Raw genomic sequence first — 17,621 nt, forward strand, 5'->3', positions numbered from 1 at the left:
CGGAGGTAGGCTTCTAAGATGGTTCCATCATTGTTATAATTGATAATCATTATCAATTATGGGTAGGCTTCTGGTCACAATGCCAAGGTATTGTGTGTGTTTGATCGCTTAGGAGAGGGAGTTTATATGGGAATTCAGAATGACATCAAGCTGTGGGATCAGGTACAGGTTCGCGTGCTTGATGTGCGTCTTATATCACTCGCAACACACGAGTTCATACGCAATTATGTGTTACCAACCAGCGCATTTGTGTATGTTCAAGGCAGAGGCCAGGTCTGGCTGGATGAAGAGGTATGGACTACAAACCAGTTCTTGCTGCTGCATGGGGGAAAAGGAAGACGTCTGACACTTGAAGCGACAGGGGCTTTGGAGGTACATCTGATTTTGTACAAATCAACCTTGCCCTCCAACGTGCTTGTGGAGTACCGAATGATGTTGAACCAGCGTAATCCGTTTGAAGAGTCCTGGGCGACAGTGCCGGATCATACACTTGAGCTACGTGAGCTTGTGCGGAATATACATGAATGCTGGTCAGGGCAGGAGCGAGTGAGCAAAATTCAGGTCAAAGTGTATTTCTTTCAACTGGTACAGCTTGTCTTGTTACAGCGGAGTCGCATGTTTAACGAAGTTCAACAGCCTTCGCTTACCGATCAGGTTTTGCGATATATCAAAGCTCATTACCGGGAATCGATCTCACTTGATTTGCTTGCCCAGTCCTTGAGTTACAGTCCGCAATATTTATCACGCAAATTCAAGGAACAGACGGGATGTACACCGACAGAATATGTGATTCGGTTACGAATGGCTGAGGCAAGGAGTCTGCTTGCGTCCACAGAAGCTTCATTACAGGAGATTGCTGCGTATGTGGGTTATATGGACCCGTTTTATTTCAATCGTATATTCAAAAAAGAGACCGGTATCACACCGGGACAATATCGGTTGAAGCACCAGGAAAACTCGAAATCAGTTTCAGAAAGTACATTAAATGCAACAAATGAATCCATTGTAACAGGAGGGGATGAACGTTATCCTTTAATTGATGATGATAATCATTATCAATATAAGGGAGATGAGGAAATCAACATGTTTAACCATTTTAAATCAGCGATCATGTCGCTTGCACTTGTACTCACATTGAGTGCTTGTGGAACAGCCCAGCAGGGGGCAGAAACATCCGAAGTTGCGGCTGAACCCGAACAACCGGCAGTAGTGGAAACCCAAATGGTAAATACGACCTTTGGCGAGGTAGAGATTCCTGCACATCCGGAGCGTGTTGCTGCTATTGATTATCTGGGAACGGTGCTTGCTCTTGGTGTCAAACCGATTGGTGGAGGACAATTTCTGATGAACAGCCCTTATCTGGAAGGCCACTTGGATGGTCTTGAGACCATAGGGGACTCCGTTGAACAATTGATGGAGCTGGAACCTGATCTTATTATTACATTGAATCCGGACAAGGCGGCTTATGAGAAATATAGCAAGATTGCTCCGACCGTTTCGATCGCATCCATCACATTCCCGACACTTAAGGATGAAGTGAACTATTTCGGTAAAGTCCTTGGCAAAGGAGCGGAAGCAGAGAAGTGGCTGGCTGATTTTGATGAGGAGATTGCTAAAATTAAGCAGGAAGTGCAGAGCGTTGTTCCAGCTGATACTACATTCTCCGTTATGCAGGAATATGATCGCCAAGTCTTCATTTTTGGCAATCAGTCGGGCCGGGGAGGACGTAACATCTACGAATTGCTTGGATTGCAAGCACCAAAGAACATTCCATCCGAGTTGATGCAGGGCGCTTATCATGAATTCTCCATAGAACTGCTCTCCAAATATGCCGGAGATTACATTGTGCTGACCAGCAAGTCTCAGTTGAAAGACCTTCAGGCAGATCCGATCTGGGGTTCATTACCTGCTATCAAAAATGGAAAAGTATACATATGGACGGAAGAACAATCCTGGTTCCGTGACCCTATCGCCTTGTTGAAACAGACACAGGATCTGGCTGAATGGATTATTGAACTTAATACACCGTCTAAGTAAGAAACTCCAAAAAAACCGTGCTTCCCAGTTTGCTGAGCAGCACGGTTTTCATATTTCTATGTAGGACTGAAAAGTAGAAGGGGATTAGCTGCCTGTAGGCAGATGAAGTAACAGTGTGATTACCGTATAAGAGATTATTCGCTCTTTTGTTCGTTTTGAATTTCTTGCAGATCCTCCAGCTGGAGTGTAAGGTCATTCTCGGGGTTTGCACTCACAATGACTTCTGACTGTGATTGTTGCTGACCTGGCTGATTCGACTTGGCGGCAGGTTTGATCACGTAGAGACTTTGAACGGAGTTGAGCAGGCTGGCAGGGGTGTCTTCATACGTTTCCAGGAAGAGTACATAGTCTTTGGTAGGAATCAGCTTGAGGTTGTCATCATTAAAAATCTCGGTGTTGCCAAGTTGTCCGCCAAGTTGCTTCACTTCAAGTTTTTCCCCGGCAGTGTAACCGCCCTTATAGGATTCAGCGACCTGAATCGTGTGGATCGTATAGATTTTGTCAAAAGAAGATGGATCTCCGCCCGGATCGGACGCGGGGTTTAACTCGTTTTCATTGGCAGCACCGGTAACTTGTACGATATCGTTTAAAGCTTCCACACGAGTCTCAACAACACTGCCTTTCACAATGGCATTTGCTCTCTCGGACAGGTCGCCAATGCTGGCATAACTCGGGTAATCTTCAGAAGCAATAATGGTCATGGGTGCATCGGATGGGGACGCGGTAGGTGTAACAGAAGAACATCCAACAGCAGATAAAATGAAAATGGAAGAGAGAAGCAGCGTTAATACTCGATTTTTGTTCATGGATAGGAATCCTCCTTGGATTTTTGGGATAAGTTCGTAACGGATTAGTATTTGGATTTTACGTTATTGATATCAAAGGTTTGAGGTTGGGTCATGGAATTGCGGTTACGGGAGTAAGACATAATGGAAGGACTGCTTGTTGTCGGGTTGTCACCGAGCCAGATGGAGTGTCCGAGTTCGTGGACAAATACGCTTTGAATGAAGTTGGATAAGTTGGTTGCGTCAGGGGTGATGGTGGATGCATTGAGTTCGATGCGGAAGCTTACGACTTGACTGCCGGATACGGAGGCGTAGTTGACACCATATGCTGTATTATTGAAGTTTCCTGCGGTGATGGTGTTTGGGGAGTTACTTGTTTTGGTGAATTTAACTTTGGCACCTGCATTGTTCCAGTTGGTAAGGGAAGCGTCCATGGGAGTCTGCCATGCGGAGGCGTAATTATACGTACGAATGGGGATGGTGGTGCTGGGATAACCGTAGGTTAGAAAGGTTGCCGCATAGATGGTACTGCCAAACATCGCAATCGCTGAGAACAACATGATGCTCATCAAAAACTTCCTTTTCATACTTAAAACCTCCAATAAATGTATTTTATTCTCTATCATAGTAACAAGGAATAGTTGAGTTGAAATGAGTCCGAGGTCGTTGTTTTTGTCGTGAAAAACATGAAATATATCTTGATCAGACCATAATGGTGTCAAAATAAGTCATTTTCTGTTCGATATGCATGCATAATTTCCCTGAAATAACAAACAATACGTTCAACTTCTCACAGGGAAAGGTAGTGCTAGAGCATGTGCAACCGTTTTTCATTGGCAGCCGATTTGGACGATGTCAGAGATCATTTCAAGATTCAGCGAGTGATGTATTATTATAAAAACCGATACAATATCAGCCCAACCCAGCATACGCCAATTATTTTGCATCAGGATGGTGAGCGTGTATTGGATGAGTTCCGGTGGGGGTTCATTCCATTCTGGGGTCGTGATGCCGTTAACGCGAATCTCATGACGGTACATGAGAATCCTTCCTATTACAAACTGGTAGAGACCAAGCGTTGCGTCATTCCTTGCAATGGATTATATTACTGGCGGCAAGAAGGCAAGAAAAGTTATGCGGTTCGTGTTGTCATGCCAGATCGCGGTCTGTTCGGCATAGCTGGGTTATACGAAGTATGGAGAGATACACGGAAAGAGCCGCTTCGTACCTGCACGATGCTTATGACAGGCGCGAACATGGTTACACGCGAGTTTGGCAGTAAAATGCCGGCGATCCTCTCCGAAGAAGAGATCAACACTTGGCTTGACCCGGCCAATACACGGGTGACTCAATTGTTACCGCTATTGAAATCGTATAACAGAACAGAGATGAATCTGTATCCAGTCACCCCAATGGTCGCCAACGATGAACACGACTGTTACGAGTGCGTAGAAGAGATGGATCAGAAGCTGGCTTACGTTCGGAGTTTCTGAATATCCTTTGGATAGAGTGAAGGACTTTGGATAGAATGAAGAAGATTAAGGGGCTGAGAGTCTGGAGACACTCTGCTCTTTTTTTTTCCTTTCTGAAAATGAAAAGTTGCAATTGCAAAGAAACGTAACTATAATCATTACAGTAAGAGAACGCACATATTCATATATCTATTAAAAGAGATATTTATAATCAGGAGGGAACCACGAATGAATCCAAAGTTTAACCAGATGTTTGAACAAGTTTCACTGCCGACTGGTATTACACTGAAAAACCGTATCGTGCTCGCTCCCATGACTCATATGTCCTCGAATGCGGATGGTACGATATCCGACGCTGAACTTGCTTATTATGCACGTCGCACCGGTGGTGCTGGCATGTCAATTACGGCTGTAGGGCATGTAACAGAGACGGGCATTGGTTTCCCGGCTCAATTTGGTGTTTATGACGACCGCTTCATTCCTGGTCTGAAAAAACTGGCTGACACTATGAAACAACAAGGCTCCGTAGCTGTATTGCAAATTTTCCATGCGGGCCGTTTGACGCCTGAACAAGCTGTACCTGCGGGTCAAGTGGTTGCTCCTAGTGCGGTTGCAAGTGAGCGTCCGGGATCTCCTGAACCAAGAGAATTGACGGATGCCGAGATTACTTCCATTATCAAAGACTTTGGTGAAGCGACACGTCGTGCAATTGAAGCTGGCTTTGATGGTGTTGAGATTCACGGTGCTAATGGTTATCTGATCCAGCAATTCTTCTCCCCGCATTCCAACCGACGTGAAGATCGTTGGGGCGGAAGTGTAGAGAAACGTCTGACATTCCCACTTGCTGTTGTGGATGAGATTCAGAAAGTGGTTGCCGAACATACCAAACTGCCGTTCATCATTGGTTACCGTTTCTCCCCGGAAGAGCCGGAAACACCGGGACTCACGATGGAAGATACGTATGCACTGGTGGATGCGCTTAAAGATAAAAACCTGGATTACCTGCACGTTTCCTTGAACGAATTCTGGTCCAAGCCAAGACGTGGCGAAGCAGATACACGTTCAAGAATGGAATTCATCCTGGATCGTGTGAACGGTAAATTGCCTGTGATTGGCGTAGGTTCAATTCATACGGCTGATCAGGCCGCTGAGGCGCTCCAAACGGGAGTACCACTACTTGCCATTGGACGTGAGCTGATTATTGAACCGGATTGGGTTGAGAAGATCGAGAGCGGACGGGAAGAAGACATTGAAACGATTCTGACCAAATCCGATCAGGAGCGTCTGGTTATCCCTGACGGGTTGTGGAATGCAATCGTCCACACACCGGGATGGTTCCCTATGGCAGAAGATAAATAATATACACTTCAGAACTGGAATGGAGGGGGCGAAAGCTCCCTCTTTTTGCACATGGTCCAAATTCTCCTTGTCATCGCTCTGTGGTATGATGGATGAACAGGATCAACTGGATAATCAACGGTTTGGAGTGAAGAAATATGCTCGTAGCTGAACGGTATGAGAAAATAGTGGAATGGGTGGATACGCAAGGCAGCATGCGTGTAACCGAACTTAGTGAGCGCTGCGGGGTGACGGAAGAGACGATACGTCGTGATCTGGACAAGCTCGAACAGGCGGGCAGGCTCAGAAGGTCCCATGGCGGGGCGGTCAGCGTAAAATACAAGGAAGAGTTACAGTCGGAGATTCCGTATCCGGAACGTGCTGTAGCCCATGCAGAAGAGAAGCGCAGAATTGCAAGCGAAGCGGTGAAAATGGTGGAACCCGGCGACCGGATTGCTCTGGATGCAAGTACAACTGCGTGGTATATGGCGGCAGGATTGCCGAACATTCCATTGACCGTATTAACCAATTCGATAAAAGTGGCCGCAGAGCTGAGTAACAAGGAGCAGATTCGTGTGATTGCCACAGGTGGGCAATTAGCTTCGAAGTCACTTTCTTTTGTAGGACCTCTCGCGGAACGTTCGTTGGATGCGTATCATGTCGATAAAGTGTTTTTGTCTTGCAAAGGGGTGCATCTGACCAAAGGCATCAGTGAGTCAAATGAATTACAGGCCTTGGTGAAGCAGAAAATGATCCAGATTGCGGATGAAGTCATATTACTTGCAGATTCCAGCAAATTTAATATACAGGCATTTACCAGAGTCGCTGAGATGAGCAGTGTGGCAAAAGTGATTACAGATCAGGGTGTAGATGAAGAGCAAGTTAGCGCATTGATTGAGCAGAATATTACGTGTATACGTGTGTAAATAAGAAAGGAATGAATGTCATGAAACATCCTTTTCATCTGAAAGCGGTATGGAATGGTGGGCGTAACAGTGAGGGAACAATCGATGCAGGTGGATTAAAAACGATCATATCGATTCCGAAGGATATGGGCGGACCCGGTACGGGAACTAACCCGGACGAGATGCTGCTGGGTGCAGCCTCCACCTGTTACCTGATCACACTGGCAGCGATGCTGGAGCGTTCGGATATTACGCCGGATGAATTGACGCTTGAATCGGAAGCAACGGTAGATGTTACGAATAACGTATTTACGTACGAACGGATCGTACATAGACCCCGGATTGTACTCAGCCAAGATGCTTCAGAGGCGGATCTGACCAAGGCTGAGCGCCTGGCGCATAAGGCTGAATCATCCTGTATGATCTCCCGAGCGGTGGCAGGTAATGTCCAGATGGAGACACAACCGGTCATTGTTACTACAGGAGCTAACGCGGTGTGATATACTGAAGAATAGACGATTCAAGTTGTCATTTGTGTAAAATAAGGAGTAATTCGGTATGAACACACAGAAGCGCAAGACTAACCGCTGGGTACGTTTAACACGTGCTATGAAGCTGAATTTTCTCAAATTGTTACGTGCTCCCGGAGGTGCCCATAAAGTATCTACCGGATTTGCCATAGGGTTCGGACTGGAACTGATCGTGATCTCGACCGCTTCCCTGATATATCTCGTATTTTATCCAATTGTGCGATTGTCTGGGGGTTCGGTGCCAGCAGCGATTGTTGGTAATGTGATCGGGAAACTTACGTTTTTACCTATTATCCTGATGCCACTCGCGAAACAAATTGGCTCATGGATATTGCCTGCTCACAGCATGGGACAGGGACCGGTACATGAGAGTGCATTCATGGAGCTGTTTCGGGGGAACTGGTCGGCCGTGAGTGAATTGTTGCTTGGTGGACTGGATATTCTGGCGGGTATGTCCGTGTTTGGTGTCATTTTAGGTGTGATATCGTACTTTGTCGTGAAATTTTTCTACGTCAGAGCGCTCAACCGGCGTTATGAACGCCGGCTGGAGAAACGCCGACAAGCGGATATCGCTTCGGTATCACCTCCGGTGTTAATCAGGAAGCCATCACAATCATAATGGGCAGCATGAACATGGATGCAGCAGTTGTCCACAGAATGCAGCGCGATACAAACTGCGGTGAAGCATTGAACTGTTCAGCCAAAATAACGGCGTTCACTGCGGTGGGCATGGATGCGAGGATCAGCAGCACACTGAACAACGTACCTTCGACCTGAAGAGCGGTCAGAATCAGCCAGGAGAGGATTGGCGCAGCTGCGAGACGCACCACAAGTCCGGTCCAGAAGGCTCGGCGTACATTGGGCAACCAAGGCACCGTTGCCCCTTTGGGTCTGAGCATCTGTGCTCCCAGAATGGCGAGAACGACAGGAGAGTAACCCATAGCCAGCATGGCAATCCCTCCATCCAGTGCTTCAGGCAGGCTCAGATTGGACGCACGCAGCGCAATGGCGATGCCAGCAGCATAGATGGATGGCATGCGGAAAACGGACAGAATCGCATTTTTTACGGTGAATTCGGATCTCGCGGCAAAAAAGATACCTACCGTATTAACAATAATCATCTGTCCAATAACGTAGACAGAAGCCTTGTCCAGTCCAAGCTGACCAAAGGCAAGCAGTACAAGCGGGAGCCCGTAATTCACGCAGTTCGTAAACGTGGAGACGAGGGTGAGACCCGCTTTTTCGCTTGCACCCAGACGGAAAATCCGGCTTAACAGCTCGGCGAGTGCCCACAGGGCAATCAGATTAATAATAGAGAACCAGAACGTGCTGGTGACGTCCGTCCAGGTAATCTCGGCATGCAGCAATGTATTGAAGATGAGCGCAGGGCTCAAAATATAAAGGGAAAAGGTCGAGAGCGACCGGGTATCCCAATTTTTGAAGCGTTTTAACAGAATACCTCCAATCACGGGAAGTGAGATCGGCAGGAACACATGGTATAACGTGAGTAAAAATGAGTGAAGCAATGCAATTCAGTCCCTTCTGGATGAAAAACTGATCTTATCATAGCAGAAGATGCATCTCATATGAATGGATATCAGTATGATGATGTGTAGTAATCGCCTTGTTTAACTAAGGATTTCCCTGCTGGGCAACGACAGCGGATTGCTATTTTGATATGGCAGATTTATTATAGAAGAGGTGCAACAAGATTACATACACATAGAGGAGGAAACTGTAATGAGTGAATCAAAACGCTTGCTCGTACTTGCTGGCTCTTACGCTGAAGCGGAAAATGAGGGCATTTATGCATATGAATTGAATGAGGATACAGGCAGCTTGTCCAAGCTTGACGGCATCGCGGGCGTGAAAAACCCAACGTTTGTCAACGTGGATACTGAGGGTAACAAACTGTATGCGATTGGTGAAACAGCGTCAGCTGAAGGCAACAAAATGTCTGAAGCGGTAGCTCTGAGCATTGATCCTTCTACAGGAAAATTATCGTTGCTGAACCGGAATAACTCCATTTCAGCTCCGCCATGTCACATCCAGCGTGACCCTTCCGGCAAATACTTGATTCTCTCCAGCTACCACGGTGGTCTGGTAGGTCTGCAAGCCTTGACGGATAACGGTGAAGTTGGAGCGCTTCTGGACGAGAAGAAACATGAAGGACAAGGTGCGCATCCTGAACGTCAGGACAAGCCACATGTTCACTCCGCATTCTTCAGCCCGGATGGTAAATACATGATGGTACAGGATCTGGGCGCGGATAACATTGCGATCTATTCCATCGATGCAGACAAAAATGAACTTGTGCTGCACAGTGAAACCAAAACACATCCGGGAGCAGGCCCACGTCACTTGGCGTTCCATCCGAATGGTCAATTCGCTTATGTGATCAACGAAGTGGATTCTTCCATTACTTCGTTCCAATATGATGCAGCAGCGGGTACGTTGACTGAATTGTCTACAGTATCCACTCTGCCTGATGGATATGATGGCAAAGAGAATACAACAGCGGAAATCACAGTTTCCAATGATGGACGTTATGTATATGGTTCTAACCGTGGACATGACAGCATCGTTGTATTTGCAGTAGATGCAGACAAAGGTCACCTGACACTGGTTGAGCATGTATCTGCTGAAGGTGAGCATCCACGTCATTTTGCTCTGACACCTAACGGCAAATTGCTGATCGCAGCTAACCGTGATACGAACAACCTCGTGACATTCACGGTGGATCAGGAGAGCGGACGTCTGAAATACACAGGTCACAGCACAGGTGTATCCAAGCCGGTATGCGTGAAACCAGTATATCTGTAAAATGATAAATTTCTAAACCAGCCCTGGCTGGATTGAAAATGATAACGATGATAAAGATAAAGACTCTGCCAGGTGGCGGGGTCTTTTCTATTGAATATCTTATTGGATGATTAGGCTGCTGCTCTGCTGTAAGCGGGTGGATTGGAATAGAGGATTAATTCTATATTTGATTCACCTAACAACGAAAAATTATCAATAGTATCGCCCAAGTAACTACCCCACTTCAAAGTGCGTACTTCCTGAATGGATAGTCAGGGTCTACAATGAGTGAGTAGCCAAAACAAACACTGCATGCATCTGAACAGACAAATTGGTGCAGGCTAAATATCTGATTATTATTTTTACAGGAACGAATCATACTTGAACAACAAAGGAGAAATAAATGATGAAATTGCAATTGGCACTTGACTTGGTAAATATCCCTGAAGGTATCGCACTGGTTAAAGAGGTTGAACAATATATTGATATCGTTGAGATTGGTACACCAATCGTTATTAATGAAGGTTTGCACGCGGTAAAAGCGATGAAAGAAGCATTCCCTAATCTGCAAGTTCTTGCAGACCTTAAAATCATGGACGCTGGTGGTTATGAAATCATGAAAGCTGCTGAAGCTGGTGCGGATCTGATCACTGTGCTTGGGGCAACCAATGACAGTACGATCAAAGGTGCAGTAGCAGAAGCGAAGAAACAAAACAAACAAGTTCTTGTGGACATGATCAATGTGCCTAACCTTGAACAACGTGCTCGTGAAATTGATGCGCTTGGCGTAGATTACATCTGTGTACACACAGGTTATGACCTGCAAGCTGAAGGACAAAGCCCGTTCGATGATCTGCAAACGATCAAAGCAGCTGTGAAAAATGCTAAAACTGCTGTTGCTGGTGGAATCAAGCTGGAAACATTGCCAGAAGTAATCAAAGCACAACCGGATCTGGTTATTGTAGGCGGCGGTATCACAGGACAAGCAGACAAAGCGGCAGTTGCAGCTGAAATGCAACGTCTCGTTAAACAAGGGTAAGCAGATGGGCAAAACACAGTACGCAGCTGACATCTTGAAGGAGCTGGAACGTACGTTAAGCCAGATCGATGATGCTGAAATGCAAGCGATGGCTGAACACATTCTGGCTGCGGAACAGATTTTTGTAGCAGGAGCAGGCCGGTCAGGACTTATGGGAAAGGCTTTTGCCATGAGACTGATGCAGATGGGGCTTCGTGTATATGTGGTGGGCGAGACCGTTACACCCGGGATCAGCTCGAAGGATTTCCTCTTGCTGTGCTCTGGCTCAGGAGAGACAGGCAGTCTCGCAGCGATGGCTAAGAAGGCTAGTCAAGCAGGAGCACCTGTCGGCCTGATTACGATCAAGCCAGAGTCCACGATTGGTCAATTGGCAACTACGGTAGTGCGCCTTCCGGCTTCAGCCAAAGAGGACACAGCGACTTCCGGAGCGGAAGTAACCATCCAGCCAATGGGCTCGCTGTTTGAACAGGGACTGTTAATCGGCATGGATGCTCTCATCCTTACGATGATGGAAATGAAGGGTATGACCGGAGCGGATATGTTTGGCCGCCACGCGAACCTGGAATAGTGAATAGATGAAAGACCGGAATCCTTTGATCATGAAGGGTTCTGGTCTTTTCTGCGATACATAATCATTCATCTGTATAGATTTTATCCGTGATTTTCAGTTAAACTTTGCATCCCGTGCAGGCTGTAGTAGAATTAATAGATAGCTGTATCGAATGAATGTACTTATTACATCATGCATGGAGCGGAAAGCTTCCCTGGTGTGAAGTGTCCCCGTGATATGTGTAATATACGCGATATAAGATTGAAGATGAGGGGGCTCGGAGCAATGGCAGCCGAAGTCAAGGAACGGATTAATTTGAAAGAAATCAACTGTGAGAAGGAATTGACCCTTGCGGTGATTGGTGGCAAATGGAAACTGATTATTTTGTGGCATTTGGGTCTGGAAGGCACCAAACGTTTCAGTGAGCTGAAACGCCTAATCCCTCATATTACCCAGAAGATGCTGACCAACCAGCTTCGTGAGCTGGAGGAAGACAAGCTGATTGAGCGCAAGGTGTATGCAGAGGTCCCTCCTCGGGTGGAATATACGTTGACAGATCACGGCCAGAGCCTGATGCCTGTGCTGCACGCAATGTATAACTGGGGTAAAAATTACGGTGAAAATGTAATCTGGAAAGAAAGCTAAATAGTAAGATTTACAATGAACCGCCGGAAAATGGATACTTCCATAACCAGCGGTTTTTTAGTTACTTTTAAACCATGGTCACATGAGCAAAAGTTTATACGAAACGCAGAGGACAGAAATAGCTAGAAGAAGCGGAGCTAAAAGCTTTCTGAAAGAAAGCTACATCGGAAGCATACACCTCGCCTTTTTTCCAGATGCCCCTTTTATATAGATTGAACTAAACATTCACACGAGAACGTAGAGGACAGAAAGAACCTGAAGAAGCGGAGCGTTCGCCTTTATCACCGGATTTTCACCTTTATAAAATTGAATCAAAAAATTAGGGGATAACAGCGATCGGAAGGTTGTTCTGTCATCGGAGTGGTAAGTGTGAATATTCTTTAGTCCAATCTATATTCTCCTGAACCAAAAGTCTCATTATTTGCAAATGTCATGTATACATAAACCGATTATGATACGATGAGAGATATTGGAAAATGCAAGGAGGATGACAACTAAAGATGGAAAAAATACGTACACGTGCTGAGGTAGATCAGGAAACCACATGGGATCTGAAAGACTTGTTTGTAACCGATGTAGAGTGGGAGCAAGAGCTTCGATCACTTCCTGAGGCTGCTGCCCAGATTGAAACATTCAAAGGACGTCTGGGCGAAGGCGCTGAACAATTGCTGGCTTGTCTGGATGCGCGTGAAGCTTTGCAGGAGCGTATCGGCAAGACGGCTTCTTATGCCCGCTTGAAGCAGTCAGAGGACAGCACCAATCCGGACAATATCGAGAATTCAGCTAAAGCAGGAGATATCCTATCGAATCTGTCGTCGTCCTTGTCTTTTGTTAATTCGGAGATCGTTGATCTGCCGGAGGGAACCGTTGAACGTTACCTTGAAGAACTTCCGGGATTGCAGCCGTATGCGCGGAGTTTGGAGCGTTTAATTGGAGAAAAAGCACATCGGCTTACGCCAGAGACCGAGAAGGTACTGGCTTCACTAGGAGAGGTACTGGATTCACCATACCGTATCTATCTGCGCGGTAAACTGGCAGACATGACGTTTGACGATGCTCTTGATGGAGAAGACAATAATCGGCCACTGTCCTGGTCATTCTATGAGAATAATTATGAGATGTCGTCCGATACCAAGCTTCGTCGTTCTGCTTATGTTGCATTCAGCTCGACTTTAAATGATTACAAAAATACGTTTGCAGAAGGTTATGCAACCGAAGTGAAGAAGCAAGTTGTGTTATCCAGGCTGCGTGGTTACGACGATGTTACAGATATGCTTCTCAGCCCACAACAAGTGAGCAAAGAGATGTACAATAATATTCTGGATATTATCCAGCAGGAACTCGCACCTCATATGCGCAGACTGGCGGCTCTCAAGAAACGTGAGCTGGGTCTGGACAAGCTGATGTTCTGTGATCTGAAGGCCCCGCTTGATCCAGAATTTAGTCCCGCCATTACATATGATGAGGCGTGCACACTCATCCGAGAAGCACTTGATGTGCTTGGGCCAGAGTATGGCGAGATCGTAGAGCGCGCATTCAGTGAACGCTGGGTGGATTACGCAGATAATGCAGGCAAATCCACAGGGGCATTTTGTTCCTCTATATATGGTTCACACTCCTATATCTTGATCTCATGGGCGAACAATATGCGCGGAGCATTTACACTTGCCCATGAAGTGGGACATGCAGGCCACTTTATGCTTGCGGGACGTTACCAACGGCTCACGAATACAAGACCATCGCTTTATTTCATTGAGGCACCATCGACCATGAATGAAATGCTGCTGGCAGATCATCTATTGAAGCGTTCCGATAATCCGAGAATGCGTCGTTGGGTCATTTTGCAACTGTTGAATACGTATTACCATAACTTCGTTACGCATCTACTGGAAGGTGAATTGCAGCGCAGGGTATATGCACTCGCAACTAATGATGAGCCGATTACGGCGAAGACGTTAAGTCAGCTCAAAGGGAACATCCTCTCTGAATTCTGGGGACCTGATCTGGTGATTGATGAAGGGGCCAAGCTCACGTGGATGAGACAACCTCATTATTATATGGGTCTATATCCATATACCTATGCGGCAGGTTTGACCGCTTCCACAGCGGCAGCACAGCAGATTCGGGAAGAAGGACAGCCGGCGGTAGATCGCTGGCTTGAAGCACTCAAAGCCGGTGGAAGTCTCACGCCGCAGGAGTTAATGAAGCTTGCAGGTGTCGATATGTCCGGACCCGAGCCGATTCGCTCTGCGGTTGCTTATGTCGGCAGTCTGGTCGACGAACTTGAACGTCTGTATTCCTGATCTGGTTCATATAGTATATGGACAAGGCAGAACGGGTTGTCTGCATGCACCGCCTTCCTTGCGTGGGGGCGGTGCATCTTATTTTGCAAGGGGAAAGGAACGATGATGAATGGCGTTAACGAGCGTGTCCTCATCGATGGGCCAATTAAGCGTGGACGGCTTTGGTGTGTTTGACGACATGAGTGGAGTACCGGGTTTTGAAGGCAATCAGGGTGGTTTTTTTTCGGGATTGAATGAGTTTGGTGCCATGGGTGCGTTTGTTTCCATTTTTATTGGTGCCGTATTTCTTATTGTTGCGGGTGTGATTGTATATGCCATCATCTCAGGGGTACGCACATGGTCATCGAATAACGCAGCGGCCTTGTTAACCCTGCACTCAACGGTGGTGGCCAAACGAACGGAAGTATCAGGTGGCAGCGGGGATAGCAGTGCGACTACCCGGTATTATGTTACATTTGAATTCGACAATGGGGAGCGCGCTGAACTAATTGTTGGCGGAAACCATTATGGCATGATGGTGGAAAATGATCGAGGGATGCTGACGTATCAAGGGACACGTTTCAAGCATTTTGAGAGAGATGTACAGCCCCAGTCGGGAGTAAACAATGGTCAATTTTATACGTAAAACAAGAACTGCGGCTCCTCCCAAGTGGGAGAGAGTCGTTTTTAGTATACCCAAAAGAAAGAAAAACCGAAGGGTATTCAAACGCTTACAATGGTGATATACTCGTAAAATAAAGTAAAACAGTATTAAACAAAAACAAACAAACAATAAATACAGCATAAAGTACAGGATTACGGACTGAAATAAGAGATGCCGTTTGGAAAATAGGATGGGTTCGAAAGGTTGGTGAAGCGCGGTGAGTGTGCTGGCTTATGATTTGGGCGCTGGGAGCGGGAGAGCGCTATTAGGACATCTGAATGATCGAGGGATCGAAACGAGCGAAATTCATCGGTTCAAGAATGAACCAGTGAAGGTTGGCGAGCGGATGCACTGGGATATTCTGCGTTTGCATCATGAATTGTTGCAAGGGCTTACTCTTGTGAAACAGCAGGGGGAACAGCCGGAGAGCCTGGGGATCGATTCCTGGGGCGTTGATTTTGGTCTGCTTGGCAGTAATGGTGAGCTTCTGGGTAACCCGTATCATTACCGTGATACACAGTTTAACGGCATGATGGATCAGGTACGCCGAGAACTGAGCTCCCAGCGAATCTTTGAACGTACAGGGATTCAGTTTCTTAGCTTTAATACCCTGTATCAGTTGGCAACCCTTCAACGTAGCGGTTCTCCGCTTCTTCATGAAGCAGAGCGGTTTCTCATGATTCCGGATCTGCTTCGATATTTTCTGACGGGAGAAGCCGTGAATGAGTTCACCAATGCAACGACAACACAAATATATAATCCATCGGAGGGTCAATGGGACGGTGAGTTGCTGAAGCATATTCGCATTTCGGAGAAACTCTTTGGTGAAGTGGTGATGCCAGGCACCCGTGTTGGACAATTGCGCAGTAGCATCTGTAACGACCTTGGCCTTTCTCCTATACCTGTGATCGCCGTTGCGGAGCATGATACGGGTTCAGCCGTTGTGGCTGTTCCTGCAACGGAACGTTCATTTGCTTACTTGAGCTGTGGAACCTGGTCCCTGATGGGTACGGAGATAGATCATCCTGCGGTAAGTAGCCAGAGTCTGGCTTTGAACTTCACGAATGAAGGCGGGGCGGGTGGAACATTCCGTCTGCTGAAGAACATTATGGGCTTATGGATTTTGCAGGAAAGCATGCGAGAGTGGGACCGCCAAGGGCAGGGAATTAGCTATGATGCGTTATTGGCAAAGGCTGAACAGGCACCTCCATTTGCCAGTTTGTTTGATCCGGATGATGAACTGTTTATGCCAGCAGGAGATATGACGGCGCGTATACGTCAGTATTGCCGTGATACAGGGCAAGTGGTGCCAGAAGATCAGGGGGCTATTGCCCGGGCAATTCTGGAAAGTCTTGCATTGAAGTATAGAAGAGTCCTGGGATGGACGGAACAATTGTCGGGGCAGACGTTCAACGGATTGCATATGGTCGGAGGAGGTATCCAGAACCGCCTGTTATGTCAGTGGACTGCAAATTCCATTGGCAAGCCGGTATGGGCAGGTCCGGCAGAGGGAAGTGCCATCGGGAATATGGCCGTGCAATGGATGGCGAGTGGAGCTTTTAAAGATATCTGGGAGGCCCGTAAGGCCATTCGAGATTCATTTCCGGTAACTACGTATGAGCCGCAAGACAGGTCAATCTGGGAAGATGCTTACGGCAGATTTCTGCGTGTGACGGCTTCATCTAATTCACAAGCGGGGAGTGAGGTGTAACATGCTGGCAGCCGAGCGGTATGACCGAATTGTGGAGATGGTGAATGTAAAGGGCAGTATGCGTGTATCCGAGCTTAGTGAGCGCTGCCGGGTGACGGAGGAAACCATCCGGCGTGACCTGGATCGGCTGGAACAGGCAGGACGACTACGCCGATCTCACGGTGGTGCAGTGAGTGTGAAGGAAGATCAACCGGAGATCCCTTACCGGATCAGGGAGACAACCCATGCGGAAGAGAAAAAGCGGATTGCACAAGCGGCTCTGGCGATGATTAATCCGGGTGATCGCATTCTGTTGGATGCGAGCACAACGGCAGGTTATATGGCAGCGAACATGCCGGATTTCCCGCTGACGGTTTTAACCAACTCGATTCAAATCGCCACTGAACTCAGCAGCCGTGACAAGGTTGAGGTCATCTCAACAGGGGGCCAGTTGGCATCTCGCTCGTTGTCTTTTGTTGGGCCGCTCGCGGAGCGTTCTCTGGAAACGTATCACGTGGATAAAATGTTCATGTCGTGCAAAGGTGTACATCTCGAAGGTGGCGGAATCAGTGAATCCAATGAACTCCAGGCAAGGCTGAAGCAGAAGATGGTTGGCATATCCGATCAGGTCATCTTACTTGCCGATGCCAGTAAATTTGGTGTCCGTGCTTTTGCCCGAGTATCCGGGTTAAATGCAGTCCATACGATCGTTACCGATCAGCCATTGGAGGCTGAACAGACAGAACGTTTGAGCGGATACGACATAGGGATTATTACAGTTTAAGCTTTTAGAATTTACTAATATAAAATGAACTAAACATTTACACCAAACGGAGAGGACAGAAATAACTTGAAGAAGCGAAGCGTGGCCTTTATCCCCGG

At 47.0% G+C, this 17,621-nt stretch carries 17 protein-coding genes; 14 read left to right on the forward strand and 3 right to left on the reverse strand.

Annotation, left to right across the window (positions count from 1 at the left end; translation table 11 throughout):
* Nucleotides 1-126 precede the first annotated feature (126 nt).
* Nucleotides 127-2,037: an AraC family transcriptional regulator gene (locus tag F0220_RS12460; RefSeq protein ID WP_105598326.1), complete on the forward strand. Its 1,911-nt coding sequence runs from the start codon at nucleotides 127-129 to the stop codon at nucleotides 2,035-2,037.
* Between the two features lie 134 nt (nucleotides 2,038-2,171).
* Here the strand turns inward: F0220_RS12460 and F0220_RS12465 are convergent, their stop codons facing one another.
* Nucleotides 2,172-2,843: a hypothetical protein gene (locus F0220_RS12465; RefSeq protein ID WP_105598327.1), complete on the reverse strand. Its 672-nt coding sequence runs from the start codon at nucleotides 2,841-2,843 to the stop codon at nucleotides 2,172-2,174.
* Nucleotides 2,844-2,887: 44 nt separating this feature from the next.
* The gene (locus tag F0220_RS12470; RefSeq protein ID WP_105598328.1) at nucleotides 2,888-3,409 is read right to left on the reverse strand and encodes a zinc metalloprotease; all 522 of its coding nucleotides are present in this window, start codon (nucleotides 3,407-3,409) and stop codon (nucleotides 2,888-2,890) included.
* Between the two features lie 228 nt (nucleotides 3,410-3,637).
* Between F0220_RS12470 and F0220_RS12475 the strand changes: the two genes are divergently transcribed.
* From F0220_RS12475 to F0220_RS12495, 5 genes are all read left to right on the forward strand, one after another.
* On the forward strand, nucleotides 3,638-4,315 hold the full coding sequence (locus F0220_RS12475; RefSeq protein WP_105598329.1) for an SOS response-associated peptidase: 678 nt from the start codon (nucleotides 3,638-3,640) through the stop codon (nucleotides 4,313-4,315).
* 207 nt (nucleotides 4,316-4,522) lie between these two features.
* On the forward strand, nucleotides 4,523-5,653 hold the full coding sequence (locus tag F0220_RS12480; RefSeq protein WP_105598330.1) for an NADH-dependent flavin oxidoreductase: 1,131 nt from the start codon (nucleotides 4,523-4,525) through the stop codon (nucleotides 5,651-5,653).
* A 137-nt stretch (nucleotides 5,654-5,790) separates the two neighbouring features.
* The gene (locus F0220_RS12485) at nucleotides 5,791-6,558 is read left to right on the forward strand and encodes a DeoR/GlpR family DNA-binding transcription regulator (RefSeq protein WP_105598331.1); all 768 of its coding nucleotides are present in this window, start codon (nucleotides 5,791-5,793) and stop codon (nucleotides 6,556-6,558) included.
* A gap of 20 nt (nucleotides 6,559-6,578) precedes the next feature.
* Entirely contained in the window at nucleotides 6,579-7,037 is a 459-nt protein-coding gene (locus F0220_RS12490; RefSeq protein WP_149846561.1) for an OsmC family protein, read from the forward strand.
* Nucleotides 7,038-7,095: 58 nt separating this feature from the next.
* Nucleotides 7,096-7,686 carry a DUF2062 domain-containing protein gene (locus F0220_RS12495; protein WP_036670565.1) on the forward strand — a complete coding sequence of 197 codons (591 nt, stop codon included), beginning with the start codon at nucleotides 7,096-7,098 and terminating at the stop codon, nucleotides 7,684-7,686.
* On the opposite strand, the gene F0220_RS12500 is transcribed toward F0220_RS12495, so the two are convergent.
* Nucleotides 7,664-8,593 carry an AEC family transporter gene (locus tag F0220_RS12500; protein ID WP_105598333.1) on the reverse strand — a complete coding sequence of 310 codons (930 nt, stop codon included), beginning with the start codon at nucleotides 8,591-8,593 and terminating at the stop codon, nucleotides 7,664-7,666. The two genes, F0220_RS12495 and F0220_RS12500, sit on opposite strands and share 23 nt — an antisense overlap.
* A gap of 214 nt (nucleotides 8,594-8,807) precedes the next feature.
* On the opposite strand from F0220_RS12500, the gene F0220_RS12505 reads away from it, so the two are divergent.
* The 8 genes from F0220_RS12505 to F0220_RS12540 all read left to right on the forward strand — a co-directional run bounded on the left by F0220_RS12505 (nucleotide 8,808) and on the right by F0220_RS12540 (nucleotide 17,523).
* Nucleotides 8,808-9,890 carry a lactonase family protein gene (locus tag F0220_RS12505; protein ID WP_105598334.1) on the forward strand — a complete coding sequence of 361 codons (1,083 nt, stop codon included), beginning with the start codon at nucleotides 8,808-8,810 and terminating at the stop codon, nucleotides 9,888-9,890.
* A gap of 385 nt (nucleotides 9,891-10,275) precedes the next feature.
* Nucleotides 10,276-10,908, forward strand: coding sequence for a 3-hexulose-6-phosphate synthase (hxlA, locus tag F0220_RS12510; RefSeq protein WP_105598335.1), 633 nt, complete (start codon nucleotides 10,276-10,278; stop codon nucleotides 10,906-10,908).
* A gap of 4 nt (nucleotides 10,909-10,912) precedes the next feature.
* Nucleotides 10,913-11,476, forward strand: a complete 564-nt coding sequence (gene hxlB / locus F0220_RS12515; protein WP_105598336.1) for a 6-phospho-3-hexuloisomerase — start codon at nucleotides 10,913-10,915, stop codon at nucleotides 11,474-11,476.
* Nucleotides 11,477-11,743: 267 nt separating this feature from the next.
* A complete protein-coding gene (locus F0220_RS12520) occupies nucleotides 11,744-12,103 on the forward strand; it encodes a winged helix-turn-helix transcriptional regulator (protein WP_062833989.1) in 360 nt (119 codons plus the stop codon).
* 500 nt (nucleotides 12,104-12,603) lie between these two features.
* Nucleotides 12,604-14,406 (forward strand): oligoendopeptidase F, encoded by a 1,803-nt coding sequence (gene pepF, locus F0220_RS12525; RefSeq protein ID WP_105598337.1) that lies wholly within the window; start codon nucleotides 12,604-12,606, stop codon nucleotides 14,404-14,406.
* 136 nt (nucleotides 14,407-14,542) lie between these two features.
* Nucleotides 14,543-15,031, forward strand: coding sequence for a DUF2500 domain-containing protein (locus F0220_RS12530; RefSeq protein ID WP_223199927.1), 489 nt, complete (start codon nucleotides 14,543-14,545; stop codon nucleotides 15,029-15,031).
* Nucleotides 15,032-15,266: 235 nt separating this feature from the next.
* Entirely contained in the window at nucleotides 15,267-16,760 is a 1,494-nt protein-coding gene (locus tag F0220_RS12535; protein ID WP_105598338.1) for a rhamnulokinase, read from the forward strand.
* Nucleotide 16,761: 1 nt separating this feature from the next.
* On the forward strand, nucleotides 16,762-17,523 hold the full coding sequence (locus F0220_RS12540) for a DeoR/GlpR family DNA-binding transcription regulator (RefSeq protein ID WP_105598339.1): 762 nt from the start codon (nucleotides 16,762-16,764) through the stop codon (nucleotides 17,521-17,523).
* The last annotated feature ends 98 nt before the right edge of the window (nucleotides 17,524-17,621 follow it).

The sequence above is a fragment of the Paenibacillus sp. 37 genome (genome assembly GCF_008386395.1).
In the GTDB taxonomy this organism is placed as follows: domain Bacteria; phylum Bacillota; class Bacilli; order Paenibacillales; family Paenibacillaceae; genus Paenibacillus; species Paenibacillus amylolyticus_B.

Excerpts from the sequence above, each read along its gene's own strand:
- F0220_RS12475 (WP_105598329.1), top strand. The coding sequence starts at position 3,638 with ATGTGCAACCGTTTTTCATTGGCAGCCGATTTGGACGATGTCAGAGAT.
- F0220_RS12530 (WP_223199927.1), top strand. The coding sequence starts at position 14,543 with ATGGGCCAATTAAGCGTGGACGGCTTTGGTGTGTTTGACGACATGAGT.
- pepF (WP_105598337.1), top strand. The coding sequence starts at position 12,604 with ATGGAAAAAATACGTACACGTGCTGAGGTAGATCAGGAAACCACATGG.
- F0220_RS12460 (WP_105598326.1), top strand. The coding sequence starts at position 127 with ATGGGAATTCAGAATGACATCAAGCTGTGGGATCAGGTACAGGTTCGC.
- F0220_RS12490 (WP_149846561.1), top strand. The coding sequence starts at position 6,579 with ATGAAACATCCTTTTCATCTGAAAGCGGTATGGAATGGTGGGCGTAAC.
- F0220_RS12540 (WP_105598339.1), top strand. The coding sequence starts at position 16,762 with ATGCTGGCAGCCGAGCGGTATGACCGAATTGTGGAGATGGTGAATGTA.
- F0220_RS12495 (WP_036670565.1), top strand. The coding sequence starts at position 7,096 with ATGAACACACAGAAGCGCAAGACTAACCGCTGGGTACGTTTAACACGT.
- F0220_RS12485 (WP_105598331.1), top strand. The coding sequence starts at position 5,791 with ATGCTCGTAGCTGAACGGTATGAGAAAATAGTGGAATGGGTGGATACG.
- F0220_RS12465 (WP_105598327.1), bottom strand. The coding sequence starts at position 2,843 with ATGAACAAAAATCGAGTATTAACGCTGCTTCTCTCTTCCATTTTCATT.
- F0220_RS12520 (WP_062833989.1), top strand. The coding sequence starts at position 11,744 with ATGGCAGCCGAAGTCAAGGAACGGATTAATTTGAAAGAAATCAACTGT.
- F0220_RS12470 (WP_105598328.1), bottom strand. The coding sequence starts at position 3,409 with ATGAAAAGGAAGTTTTTGATGAGCATCATGTTGTTCTCAGCGATTGCG.
- F0220_RS12505 (WP_105598334.1), top strand. The coding sequence starts at position 8,808 with ATGAGTGAATCAAAACGCTTGCTCGTACTTGCTGGCTCTTACGCTGAA.
- hxlB (WP_105598336.1), top strand. The coding sequence starts at position 10,913 with ATGGGCAAAACACAGTACGCAGCTGACATCTTGAAGGAGCTGGAACGT.
- hxlA (WP_105598335.1), top strand. The coding sequence starts at position 10,276 with ATGAAATTGCAATTGGCACTTGACTTGGTAAATATCCCTGAAGGTATC.
- F0220_RS12480 (WP_105598330.1), top strand. The coding sequence starts at position 4,523 with ATGAATCCAAAGTTTAACCAGATGTTTGAACAAGTTTCACTGCCGACT.